Raw genomic sequence first — 13731 nt, forward strand, 5'->3', positions numbered from 1 at the left:
TCATGTACCCTTTTCCCGACAATTCATTTACATATTTACAGTTCAGGAAGTAACCAACAATTTTTTACTTCAGCAAATTCATTTTCTGCTTTCTCACCAGTGCATATATTTTTCCATTCTTCTACTTCGGGGCAATGTTGGCCTTCATAAAATGTATTTTCAAAACGATATACCAAGAATGCAAGAGTAGCACATTGCTTTCTAACTTTAATATTTTCTTTAAACTCTTCTTGCGTCGAAATTTGAAAATTGATTCGCGTATATTTTTCTACTAACCTAAGTACTTGTGAAACTCCTTTCATGATTTTGGATGGAAAACGCGAATTTGTTCGGTAAAAAATATTATGTATAATCATCAAGAAATACTCCAATCCGGGTTCTTTTCGTGCTTTAATTAAATTAAACAATTCCAGCAGGGTATTTTCTTTTAATTGCTGATCCATAATTGTTTCCAGACACTTTTCAACTGCCATTGTAGCTGAAAATACCATATCTGATTCAGTTTCATACATTAGTTCCAACATTTCGTTCATAAAGGCTGGAACTTTTTCATCTGCAAGAAACATTGCTTCCACTTCCCATGAATAAATTCCTTCGTCATAGAATTCTTTTAGCAGAGTACATAGTTTTTTTGACTGAACCGGATTAACTCCCTTCCATCCATTTCTGCCAAAAGATGCAATCGCACGAATCATCATTTTCATATGCCATTTTGAAAAAGTAAATTGAAAATCGAATTTGCTTTCTTTCCAATATTTTACCATATCTGAACAACAGCCGATGAACAGTTCCAAAAACCATTCTTTTTCTTTCGCAGACCATTCATCTACATAGTACCTATTCCAAACCGCCAGTTGTTCCCAATATGATATTTCAGTAAAATTCCTGCCTCTTATATCCTCTTTCCATTTTGAAGATACTTTTTCACTGATAAAACTCTTTTTTATTCTTTCTAAGGGATCTATTTCTTCTGGATGTGGCCATTTCATAAATACAAAAAAATAATATTGCTCTAGATCTGGCAACTGCGTATCTTCATTAAGTTTACTCCATAATAATTCTCCAAAGGCAACATCTTGTTCTTTGGTTAATTTTCCCCATGTATATAACTGCCCCATTCTGGCCAATACGGAGGTTCGATTTATTTTCTGTTGTTTTCCTATATTAAATATTGCTTTAATAATTTTGGGTTCAAGATGAGCTTTTCTATATAATGGATTTGATAATTCATACTCTGTAAACACATCAAAAGGATCAAGCTGTACTACTCCAAGTATATTTTCTCTCTCTTTCATTGAGCAGGTTAATAATGCATTTATTTTAGTTCTTTTAATATAATCTGCGGTTTGATTCATAACAGAGGAAATGAATTTATTTAATAATCTTTGATCTTTCACCGCATTTTCTTCGATCAATCGGATCATCAAGTCTATCATTTTTCCCTGCTGCACAGAATCCAATACGGCACACATTCTTTCTAATATCGGAATTCCGGATGCTACAATAGAGGTATAAACATTTTGATCATACCATGGATCATATTTCTGAAATTTTCCTATATTATTCATTATCGCATTATATACATATTCAAAAAGTTCATCGATTTCTTTTCTATTCTCGGATCGTAAATATTCTCTTGTAATACATTTTTTTACCACATCTGTTTTTCCAAGACGAAGTAAAAGCTGCCATGTATATTGAGGATAGTAAGATAGCAAGCTTTTTACTAAAATATCCTGCTGATTATTCAGCAAACTTTTACTTCGAAGATATAATGGAAATCCACTATATTCAATGCTTTTAAAAACAGAATATGCCTCCCAACAATTGTTCTCAGATCTAACCAAAGTAATGGATTCCCGATTTAACTCAAATTCCGGTTCTGGAGATTCCTTTTTTAACCAGGTTAATGCACCGTCTGTAAACAGAATTTTTTCTTTATCCCAGTTATAATACTTTTTATATTTAGAAATCTCATTATTAATTTCATTGCATTTTTTTCTGGTTTCTTCCTTATATGGATTCATACAAAATAGTAAATGTTCTTTTAAATACAATGCACATACCAGCAGAGACTTCAAATATACGTTTTGGGGGCTGCTCTCTGCTATTTCATTATTATTCTTTTGTATATCGTTGGTAAGTTCTTCTACTGCTTTCAGTGCTTCCTCATTAAGACCACATTCAGTCATTACGCCAATGAATCTTAAGCGTACCTCATAAGGCATTTCTTCTAAAGAGCATGATACCAGTTCTAGCTGAACTTTTTCCAGATCCATTTTGAATAAATTCATAAGAATTTCTTCAAGTTTCAAATAATATTTGCCATCAACTATAAAATTTGTGCAAGGTTTAAGCTGGTCACAAATGCTGTTCCACTTTTCTTCATCCATATTTTGTCTATAGTTTTCAAGTAAATATAACCCTACTGTAAACCATTTATTCTTGTTTTTCTCTTTCCAATCCGAGTGAGAATTTAAAGTATCCCATATTTTATATAAGTTATTCTCAATATTTTTATCTAAAGGCAAACAAGATTTTTTATATCTCCTTGTATATTCATAAGCAAAATCCAGTAATTCATTACAGTAGTCAAAATTAGATTCTAATTCTTTTTCGCTACATTGTAAAAGTTCTTTTCCATTGGTATAACTTTTTACCTGTTGCCTGAAATCTGCTGGAACTATAAGCCATCCGGGATACTGCTCAAATTCTTTGGCCCATTGCTTGGTTAACTCTTTTCTTTCTTTTCTACGTTTATTAGTATTTCCCAATAACCCTTCTATCCTTGTATATTTAATATTCCAATTATAATCTTCAGAATATACATTACTCATATTTAGTAAAGGATTTGTATTCTCTTCAATGTTTCTTGAATTAGTATCGTTTTCTAGTTGTTTATTTTTTAAATATACATTTTGATCAATACCATTTTGAAAAGCTTTTGCTTTTGTAGCCTTACAATGTGCATTTAATAATGCTGCCCGATCATATACTGGAATATTATTATTTTCAAAAAACTTTTTTCGATTTTTTACGCTAATTCCCAGTAAAGAATTAGCTTTTCCTTTTTCCGTATTTTGCATGTTTGCAATTCCCACAATACAATTATTATAATCAGCTATGAGACTTCCAGAAAAACCTTCATAATCCATGGCAGCAGAATCTATTGTATCTAAGATCATATTTTTATTAGTTTTTTTTAAAAGATTAGTATTTTTTAATTGTATCCACCTTTTTTCAAAACCAAAACTTTTACCATATCCAACCATTTGTAATTCGTCAAAAACATCTAGTTCTGCACTAAACAAATAAAGAGGCTGAACATCAATACTCTCTTCGCATCGTAATACAACCAAATCCTCTGAGCTGTCATTGTCCTCAGAAATTACGGTTGCTTTGACTGTTTTTTCCTCATCTTTTACAGAGAAGTGTAAAACAGCATTTTTTGCATAAGTTTCAGGTTTTTCAATTAATAGACAATGTTTTACTGTTATTGCGGTTTCTTTATCTATTAAGAACACGGTTCCAATTTCTTCTCCACATTCTATTTGACCTGTATTTTCATCTAATCTATCTCTATCAATCTTCTGCATCTAATTTTCCCAATCCTTTAAGAAATTTAATTTCGTAGTTTTTAATAAGTTCTGTATTATTGCCTGTATTTTTTATTATATTTGCGATTACTGCTTTTCCGGGATGATCAATATATCGCTTTCCATCAGTTGACAGCAAATAATATTTTACCTTTGTATTTTTTATAAATTCCAGGGAAATGTTCTTAGCTGAACCATGATGGGGAAGTTTTATGACATCAAGTATCTTAGGCAATTCATTTTCAAAAAGCTGAATTGGACTATCTCCCGGAAAAAGCATTTTTATATCTTTATAGTCAATCAAAATTGCAATGGAGGAACAGTTTGTTATTTTAGAATCCATTTCTATGTCTTTATATTCCGCATATTTATCCAACCAATCCAAATCCTCGCTGGAATACGAAATATTTTCCTGTTTAAACTCTATATTTTTTTCATTATTTAATAAAAACCCCTCAAAGGCAGCATCAAACAATGGGTCTCTAGTGATTTCTATATTATTTGAGTTTATTTGTTTTAAATGATAAAGCCATTTTTTACCCATCTTAGTTAATGTTTCGATACCTGGATTTAATATTGTGATTTTTAGATCTCCAAATTGGACAATTTGTCCCTTACTCACTAAATTATTTACAACTGATGCATTCCAACGGTATCCTCCGGCTTGAATGAGCTCTGCGAGATTTTTTCCGTTGGTATAACTTATATTTTGCTTTTTATATTCACATTCAAAATCAATGTCTGTTGAACACATACTTTTTAAAATAATTTTGACTGCAAAGGACATCCCTTGTTCTGCGTTTCGAGACGTAATACATTGATTCAAACTGTTAAACCAGATTTCATCAATCTCTATGATTTTAGGGTTTCTCGAATCCCCGTTCTCTTTCAATAATGCCCTAATTCCACTGATATGATCATCATCTATATGAGTGACTACGATTAAATTTAATCGTTTTCCTTCGGCAGCCAGTTTGAGCAAAAATTTTTTCAAGTACTTATGATAGGTTTTTGCATAACCTCCATCAATCAGTATTCTAAAATCAGGATCTGGAAATTCCAAATATATACAATCTCCCGAGGCAGCAGGAAGCATTTGTATGGTAACTCCGTTTATTTCCATTGTTCCCCTCCCATTTTTGAAAGGTAGTGTCAAATACTACCTGTTTTTGTTTCAAAATCCTATAAAAACCTTGATTTTTAGGGAAATATATCAATTCATTAAATGAATGCAGTTTATTTTGCAGGTATTCAGTTAAAAATAATTGATCTTTTGTAAAATTTTTTATTGTAAAAGCAGCTATATTACCATTCTTATGGCAACGAATACGATATTGTTGCAATTTTTTTCAACGGAATGGACTGTGAGTTCATTGGCTGAAACAACTATTTTTTCCAATTCCTCTTCATGTAACGCTTCATTATCTATACTTTTGATTGAATATGGGGCAATGTAAGGTAAGCGTCAAATAAAACAGTGTATAGAAAAATAACCGTCAGCCTTTTATACTAAAAGGTCAACGGTTATCGACAGAATTCTTTTACAAGAGGATTCCAAGGCAGATAATCATCCAGATATTCAGGATGTTCAAGAAAAGCACTCCCCGGCATGTCGGACAGGATATATTTTATATATTTCATCGGGGCAAGCCCATTCGCTTTCGCTGTCTCTACCAGTGTATAGATTCCTGCACTGGCTTCCGCCCCTTTCGGACTGCCGGAGAACAGCCAGTTCTTTCTGCCGATCACAAAGGGACGGATACAGTTTTCCGCAAGCGAATTACTGATGGAACAATTCCCGTCTTCCAGATAATTCCAAAAACCTTCACGGTTATTTAAGGCGTAATGAAAAGCTTTTGAAAGTTTGGATTTCGGCAGCTCTCCGATGGCACTTTTTTCTGCCCATGACCAAAAAGCCTCGAGAAGCGGTTTCTCGCGGATAAGACGTTCTTTTTTCTTCTGATCAGGAGGGAGCGCCTCCAACTCTGACTCTAGGTTAAAGAGTTGATTCAGACGGAGGATTGCTTCCGCAGGTTTTGATGCTTCCGAATTATGGATGTCTTTTGGGAGCGCATCCACGAAAGCCCGGCGCAGATGCGTATAGCAAAGACATCTTTTTACTCCTGAAACTGCATTGTATCCGGAGTAAGCGTCTGTATGGATATAACCTTCATATTCCCTCAGAAACGCTTCCGGATATTTCCCGCTTCGTCCCGGCTGGTACTCGAAGTAGCGGATGGGATTTACAGCATCTCTGATGCTGCAGTAAACCCACATATAGGAATCGGACGTATTTTTCCGTCCCGGTTCTTTCAGCACCTGTACATGTGTTTCATCGATATGAAGGTATCTCTGTTTCAGAAGTTCCAGCTTCAGACGGTGGACGATGTGTACAAGCCAGTCCCGATAGACAATCAGAAGCCAGTTTGACATAGTCGCTCTGCTTAAACGTAATCCCAAAGCCTCCCATTCTTTTTCCTGTCTGTACAGCGGGATGCTTAATTCAAACTTCTGGTGGATGAGCCAGGTGATGGTAGATGCAGATGCCAGAGAATGCAGGACGGGAGGATATGGCACCGGAGCCTTCTCCATATAAGGAGTTCCGTTTTTCCGGCACGACCTGCATTCATACGTTTCCCGGTAATGGTCAATCACCTTAAGTTTTGCAGGGATAAACTGTACTTCCGTGCGGACGAATTCTTCCCCTACTTTCACCATCGTACTCCCGCAGTTATCGCATATCTGTTCCCTTTCATCTATGGTATGGAGTACTTTGCTGTGAGGGAGATTTTTTACCAGTTCTTCCCGCTGACCGGTGTACTTCCTTTTACGTAGGTGCTTCTCTATCTCAACAAGCTCCGGTTCGTGTGCATCAGGATCCGCACAGGTTTCGATTTCATTAAAAAGAGACACCTGCCCCTCGATTTCGAGAGTAGATGTCTTCTCGGATTTTGTTCCATAAAGTTTACGGGTCAGGAAATCAACCTGCTCTTTCAGGAGCCGGACCTGCTGTTCCAGTTCTTTGATATGATTTTTATACTCCTGTTCCGTAGCTGACATAACCTGAAAACCCTTTCGTTTCGATAGGATTATTATACCATAGAATCGTCAGATTTCCCAGCATTTCTAAGGATTTTCAGTACTTTCAGACTTATGCGGGAGCCATTTCTGAACCGCCTTTGGCTGCTCCGGGTTCAAACCTTCCAGAAGCCAGCGCAGCTGCTGATAAGAAATCTGTTTTGCTTCTTCGCCGGTCCGCGGCCATTGGAGACGTCCGTTTTCGTACCGTTTGTATAAAAGGCAGAAACCGTCTCCCTCGTAATGGACTGCTTTGATCCGGTCAGCCCTCTTTCCACAGAACAGGAATAAGGAATTGCTGTAAGGATCCAGTTTGAAGTTGTACTGGATGATATCCAGCAAGCCATTGAGCTGCTTCCTCATATCGGTGTAGCCGCATCGGATATAGATTTTCTCCACATGGGAAAGATCTCCTAACATGACTGCACGGCTTTCAGAATGTTTTCCAGCATCTGGGCAGATGTGCCTTCATAAAGTTCCACTGTTATGGATCCGATATGAAGTATGGCTGCAGGAGTGGAACGGGAAATGTTTCTGTCCGGAAGTGAAAGCTCCGCAAACTCAGCCGGGGATTCCGTTAAAGCAGTTGACTGTTGGTCTGTACACATGTGGATGCCGTTTTTCTTGCGGGGCAATTCTTCCAGGGCAAGCTTTCGAATTTTGGAAAGCCAGTAATAATAACTTTTCAAAGAGATATCGTGTTGTTCACACCAGATCTGATTTGTCAATCCGGAGGCCCTGCATTGCCGTATTACATCCAGCCAGTATTGAAGTTTCACCTGTTTGTCTGGAGTCAAAGAAGAAAGATCCATAAGCCTGCTCCTTAGATTAGATTTAGAGTTTTTAGAGTCAACTCCCAAAACTCTAATCAATAGTTTACATGCAACAGCCAGAAATTTCGATACACCCTCTTATTGGACGCTTACAATGTAAGGACTTTGCAATAAAGATAGACATTTTTCTTTTTTTGATGATCATATGCATATGTTCTCCTTCTAATTTTGGGCTAGAACTATTTTGTTACAATTAGAGCTTGAATTTTAAATACGCAATTTTAACTCTTAAAAATAATACGAAATAAAACAACAAAAATCACAAATTATAGACAAAGAAAGTATTTATTCGAACAGATCTTTTTCCCATATTTGCTCCTTCATCTTTTTTGAAAAAACTAAATATACTGTATTGCAAAAAGGCAAGTCTAATCAGACCTGCCCTTTTATAATGATTTTTCAATTATTTTGTTACACACAAAGTTTCGTCAATCCACTTCTGGACGTCTTTCACATTATGGTTTACAGCTTTTGCGATTTTTTCAACAGGTAATCCCATTTCAGCAAGTGAAAGGGCTGTTTCCTTTTTAGCCTTTAATTCACCGCGCTTTTCGCCGCTTTCCATTCCCTCGCTATAAATTTTCTCCATTTCATGGCACATAAGCTCAACCCCTTTCTGCGTGTCTTTTAATTCATGTACCCTCTTTGCAAGAACTGGACTGTGCATTTCATCCGCATTCTTACAATGCAGATCATGCATAAGTCTCCCAAGTTCTGTGTCTTCCTGTTTTCTGGAATTCACATATATAATATGTGCTTCGTCCTGAAAGCTATCATCGGCTTCTTTGATATGTCTGTCAATATGGTAAATAGGAAAGTCATACCCAAGGATGTCATCCCTGGTAATAAAGATCACATAGCTTTCCGGTAATTCATCAAAATCCTGATCCGGATTTAAAGTGTTCATGTCCATCAAACCACTATGGTAACGTGCCCTCTTAGGTGATGCACCTTCATTATCCTGCTGGATCTCCACATCAAACTGTTTGCCTTCGGAATCTCTGGCAACACAGTCCATGATTGCGGACCGTCCCTGCAGATTCTTATAATCCTTCTGGATGATCTGATCAATTACTTTCAGATCCTGTTTTTCCATAATGACCTGCAGAACATATTCCAAGCATTCTCTCTGTTTGAAAACATTTCTCATAAATATGTCACTCATGAGTGTAAAATTCTTAATAATACCTTTATATCTTTCGTAACGTACTTCCAATCCGTTCTCTGGCACAATTTTTTCATCTGCCACGTTCGCTGTCACCTCCCTCTTTATTCTTTTTATGTTATGAAGAAATTTTCGAAAAAGCTTTTGTTTATTTTATCTTAGCATCAATGAATGACCTTTACAAGACACTTTTTCCCCGAATTGCATCGGGTGTTTTTTAACCTACCCGTTCCACATAGCATACACTGTTTCCCTTGCACTCAAATTCCGGACAAAGAGACAGCCATAATCTTTCCAGATCATTGATGTTCATGGCGTCCAATTCTGTTTCATCTTCTTCACCATAAATATTTACAAAACCGATCCGATATATGCCATACTCTTTATGTAGGTTTTTTACTACTTTTCTTCCTGCTCTTCGTATATTCATAAGCTCTCTTCTCTCCTCTCTTCTGCTTCCAGCAAAAATGTATTGCAGGTGTAGCTTCCGGAAGCACTGACACCAGCGGCCCCTCCAAGGCTGTCCAGATACTGGCTTCCATTTTTAGATGCAGAAATGTACATATAAAAGTTTGTCAAAACATAGTTTTTATTTTCCAGAACATTCTTATAACTGCTGCTAAGTACAAGCCTTGCTCCAAGTTTTTCTGCTTTTTCTTTTACCAGCATAGCAGTTAAATTTACTGCTTTTCGTATTTCCTGTTCGCTAAGTCCGCTTTGATAATAACGTTCCAAAAACAAAACCAGTTCTTCTGCTTTATTTTCATGTGGTTCGCTTTTGGCAGTCACATCAACAAACTCAAGCGTCTTCCTTTCATCCGCAGCTACAAAAGAACCTTTTGTCAGACGGAGAATTGCACGAAATACAATTTTACCATTGTGTTTGATAAATATGATTTTTTTATTTGCATCAAAACAGGATAACAGACAATCACAATTTGGACCATTCCGATAGGAAATGCAGCTGCGCAGCGGTACTTCTCCTATCTGCATAACCGGAAGCAGGCTGTCCTCTTCCCAGATTTCCCATCCACAATCCACGCGCAACAGCTTTTCTTTCCAGATTTCTTCTGTATCTCTTTTTATTGGAAAAGCAATTTCCCGTCCCAGATCTCCTTCATGGTATTTCAGCTCCATGAATTTTCCTAATAACTCAGCATTTACGATTCTTCGGATTTCTTCCTTCTTTTTCGGCTGCCTGTTCAGAAAGGAAGTCATGATCTCTGCGCCGCCTTCATAAATGAACTTCTGGATATTGGATTTATTTTCCTCGACAAAAGCATCCGAAATATTCAATTCTGTCTTTAAATTCTTCCAGGAAGGATCCTGGGCCAGCAGTTTGTCCATCAATGCAGGTAATCCGGAACAGCCATTTAAAAGATTCTGATTATGCAAAAGGAAGTAAACCTGATTATCCTTTGTAAGATCCTTTAAAAGTTCCGGGAAATCCATTAAAAAAATCAAAATCCATATGGCTGTTTCATGCCGGAGATCCAGAATGTTTTTTAAATCCTCCTGCATCCATCTGGAAAGCGGCTTTTTTGACAAAGCTTCTGCCAATCGCTCAACCTGATTTTCCTCTAATGCATCTGTCAGGCAGTCTCTTTTTATCAACTCACGGATCACCCGAAGACGATCATCACTTTTGGAGTATGCTAAACGATCATACAGGTCTATATAGACTGCTTTCACATTGTACAGGACTTTCAATTCTTCAAATACACGAGGCTTCGAAAACAGTGATTCTTCACTCTTTCTCCAGGGAACTACCATATATTCACAATCCCTTAAATTTTGCTCGTTTAAAGTATTTAGATTCAGGCATCTTTTATAAACCTCTTCATCCAGAATCAACGAATTCCTGTCAAGGTTTATAAGCCAGTCTCCATTCTTTCGCAAAAGTTCCAGGAAATGTTTCTTCCGTTTCGTAATGGCATACAGGATAAGCTCTGTCTTTTCCAAAGTGAGCTCATAAAGATCCATATCTGGAAGCGGATTTCCATACAGAGTGTTCACATAGGCTGCCTTTCCATTTGAAATCTTTTCAAAATCTGCATCCGGACCTGTCAAAAATCTTATCAGCTTTGGAATGTCTGCATATAATGATTCGTTCCAGAGCCACAAGTGAAGAAAAGAGGCCTGCCATTCTTTTGGTATCTGAGTGAGAATCACTTCCAGTCCATTCCGGATTTCTTTTGGATGCCGGCTCAATTCTTCCAGCTGCTTCTTATGTAAGCTTTCCGTTTCTTCACAAAACTCGGATAAATAATTTACAAGTTCCATCAGATCCTGCTTCAAAAGTAATGCCAATGATTCCTCATCCTTGAGCAGCTCATAAAGAAGCTCCGTTGAAAAAGCCGGATTTATCAAAAGCATGCGTATCTTTATTCCCGCACAGGCAACATCAAACTCACCAATGCAGGTCTCAAGACTTGCTACTAGCTGTTTCTTTAACTCTTCTTTCGGTTCCAGAAAAGCATAATATTTCAGATAAACATATACGATCCGGTCCGGGATTTCTTTATCTGCCAGTACTTTCTCAATCTTTTCATAGGGAAATTCGGACAGCTTTTCATTTCCCGCACATTCTATGACCATTCTGATGCGGTCTGGTTCTAAAATAGAAAAATCCTTTTTGTTCATTTTACCCAAATAGCTGAGTATTTCCGGATCGTCCATCAAAGAAGAAATCGTCTCCTCATTTAACCCCTCCATCAGACTGGAAAGTTCCTGCTGATTTACCAGTCTGGCCGCATTCATACAGGAATCTTCCCCTTTCTTTCCTATCAGGTTCAGGGGAATTGCTGCTTTTTTCATTTCCCTGTAAATATTCATGTGCTTTAAGATTCTTTCGATCATCACGCTACCTCTGCCCTTTCTATTAATTCAGTAATCTCCGGTAACTCCATGCATTCGTCCTGGTACATATTTTCTGCCAGTTTAAGAAGATACAGAGCTTCCTTTTTGGCCATCGGCTTTTTCGCTGTTCCTGTAAAATTATCTTTTAAATACGAGGAAACGATCTTACAGTAGAGCTTTTTATGACCATATGAATAACGACCATTCTTGTAAAACTCATAAATAGACTGAATCTCCTTATCCGTTTTTCTGTTTTCCCGTAATATCTGATTAAACTGCTGTTTGATGTTTTTTTCTGTTTTCCAGTGATCTATCCGTTTTTTCTGTTCCTTTAGCCATTCTTTCCGTTCCTGATATCTTTTCCGATCCTCTTCTGTCATATATTTCTGATACAGGGTTTCTCTTCGATAAGAATCACTTATAAATGGAAGAAGCAATTTGGAAAGCTCATATGCTTCTGACTGTTCCAGCCAAAGTGCTGTACTTTCCTTTAAAAGTAAGGCCGTCAGGTATTCTGGATAAATATCCGGATATTCATAAAAGAATTTCTTTTCTACCATTGAAAACAGTTCCCGGTGTTCCTCTTTTCCCAGAACTGGCGAAAAAAATTCGCACTCTCTATGTTGGATAGCATAGTATCCCAAGGAGAAAGTTTCCTTTAAAATCCTCCAAGGGCTTAAGAATTCGCATCCATCCATTCCAATCTCATTGATCAGAAATTTCAGCATAAGATAGGAATGCTCATTACAAAGACCCTTTATTTCACTTTTTAAATATCCTGCCATAAATTCCCACTTCTTCTTCAGATTCGGTTCTTCATTTTTATAATCCTTTACAAACTCTTCCAGATACTTTTTTCCATCCAAAATCCCATGCAGGATCAGCCGGTTGAAAACCGCGTAAAGTTCCGGCTCACTCTTTTTCCAGAAAACATCCTGGTATCTACTTCCTGTAAGGTTTTCATAACGTTCCAGATACTTCAGCAAACTTTTCGTACTGTATGTTTTGCCTTTCAGAGTATCTGTAACACACGCTTCAAATTCTTCCGAAGAGAGCTCTTTTACCAGAGGATCCCATTTTTCTTCTGTCAGATCAATGTAGTGCCACTCTTCCGGTTCATTACTTCTAAATGGAAACAACGTAAGAAACGTTTTTACATTTTCCACCCTGAACGTTTCATTCATACATTTTTCCAGCCGTTCTTTACCGTCTATACGGACAGAAAGTTTCCCATATGTTCTTAAAATCCGTGAACAAAGTACATAAGCTTCTTCTGGATATGTCTCTTTTCCGGGCAAAAATGCCTCTAATACATTCAGACCAATTTTTTCTGCTGTCAACCCGGAAAGGCTTATCCGATCGGGTCTCTCTACAAAATACATCAGTACAAAATTTAAAAAAGCGGTCTCTTTGTCGGAATATCCAAACATACGCATACGTTTTTCCAAAACGGCATCCGCATTTTTAGCATTTGTGCCTGTTAACTTTACCAGCAGTTTCAGGATATCCAGATCCTTTTTGCGATACCCTTTAAGCTTTGTCATTACTTTGCCTACCATCCACACGAAAAGATTCCATTCAGTAAATACGGATATCTTCCGGTTCTTTGAAAAGCTGTCAGCAAGTCTCTGTTTTATGCCTTCCCACAGTGTTTCATCATCCGGAAGGATGGACATGGCAAACAGCATTTCTTCTGCTCGCTCAAATGGATACGCATGCATGGCCTGTTTCCACCGATTCTTTTCCTTTTCCTCACAGATATAATTGATACTGATCAAAAACAGGTCTTTCTCTCCAAGAATCTGTTTCATCTTTTTCCAAAACAGATCCTTTTGAGTTCCATTGAACATACAGGTCTCCTGTAAAGGCATCATCCTTGCCAGGGCAAGTCCGAGGGCACGGTATGTCTGCTTTGTCAAGGTCAGATGTTCTCCAATGCGCTCCAGGACTTCTCCCGGATAGTGCAGTCCATAAGCAGTTTCCATGTCTACCTTCGGCTTTTCCAGAAACATGTCATTTTCTTTTAATTGCATATAAATTTTATATTTTTCCTCATTAGATGACAGCTTATAGATCAGGTTCGTCATCTGCCGGTACAGGGTAATATCAAGCCATTCTTCATAACTCTTCCATTCCATCCAATTTCCTCCTGTTTTCCCATATAAAAAGGGGACTGTTCGCCAGTCCCCCAAAATTGTTC

The 13731-nt window shown here is 37.3% G+C and carries 9 protein-coding genes; all 9 read right to left on the reverse strand.

All coding sequences use genetic code 11. The annotated features are described in order from the left end of the window. Positions 1–35: 35 nt before the first annotated feature. The 9 genes from LIR34_RS04765 to LIR34_RS04805 all read right to left on the reverse strand — a co-directional run bounded on the left by LIR34_RS04765 (position 36) and on the right by LIR34_RS04805 (position 13669). Positions 36–3596 (reverse strand): trypsin-like peptidase domain-containing protein, encoded by a 3561-nt coding sequence (locus LIR34_RS04765; protein ID WP_173902141.1) that lies wholly within the window; start codon positions 3594–3596, stop codon positions 36–38. Further along, entirely contained in the window at positions 3583–4719 is a 1137-nt protein-coding gene (locus tag LIR34_RS04770; RefSeq protein ID WP_173902142.1) for an MBL fold metallo-hydrolase, read from the reverse strand. The genes LIR34_RS04765 and LIR34_RS04770 overlap by 14 nt, the downstream gene beginning before the upstream one ends. A gap of 401 nt (positions 4720–5120) precedes the next feature. Continuing rightward, on the reverse strand, positions 5121–6656 hold the full coding sequence (locus LIR34_RS04775; RefSeq protein ID WP_173900226.1) for an IS66-like element ISRob1 family transposase: 1536 nt from the start codon (positions 6654–6656) through the stop codon (positions 5121–5123). Positions 6657–6722: 66 nt separating this feature from the next. Further along, the gene (gene tnpB / locus LIR34_RS04780; protein ID WP_117754118.1) at positions 6723–7094 is read right to left on the reverse strand and encodes an IS66 family insertion sequence element accessory protein TnpB; all 372 of its coding nucleotides are present in this window, start codon (positions 7092–7094) and stop codon (positions 6723–6725) included. After that, the gene (tnpA, locus tag LIR34_RS04785) at positions 7088–7486 is read right to left on the reverse strand and encodes an IS66 family insertion sequence element accessory protein TnpA (RefSeq protein ID WP_005422927.1); all 399 of its coding nucleotides are present in this window, start codon (positions 7484–7486) and stop codon (positions 7088–7090) included. Before tnpA ends, tnpB begins: the two co-directional genes overlap by 7 nt. Positions 7487–7910: 424 nt before the next feature. Continuing rightward, positions 7911–8672, reverse strand: coding sequence for an Rpn family recombination-promoting nuclease/putative transposase (locus LIR34_RS04790; protein WP_244092208.1), 762 nt, complete (start codon positions 8670–8672; stop codon positions 7911–7913). 217 nt (positions 8673–8889) lie between these two features. Further along, positions 8890–9102: a hypothetical protein gene (locus tag LIR34_RS04795; RefSeq protein WP_005422985.1), complete on the reverse strand. Its 213-nt coding sequence runs from the start codon at positions 9100–9102 to the stop codon at positions 8890–8892. Beyond that, a complete protein-coding gene (locus tag LIR34_RS04800) occupies positions 9099–11507 on the reverse strand; it encodes a hypothetical protein (RefSeq protein ID WP_265107706.1) in 2409 nt (802 codons plus the stop codon). Before LIR34_RS04800 ends, LIR34_RS04795 begins: the two co-directional genes overlap by 4 nt. Positions 11508–11530: 23 nt before the next feature. Then, positions 11531–13669 carry a hypothetical protein gene (locus LIR34_RS04805; RefSeq protein WP_055056801.1) on the reverse strand — a complete coding sequence of 713 codons (2139 nt, stop codon included), beginning with the start codon at positions 13667–13669 and terminating at the stop codon, positions 11531–11533. Between the last annotated feature and the right edge of the window lie 62 nt (positions 13670–13731).

This window comes from Blautia sp. MSK17_66, assembly GCF_020538025.1.
Taxonomy (GTDB): domain Bacteria; phylum Bacillota; class Clostridia; order Lachnospirales; family Lachnospiraceae; genus Blautia_A.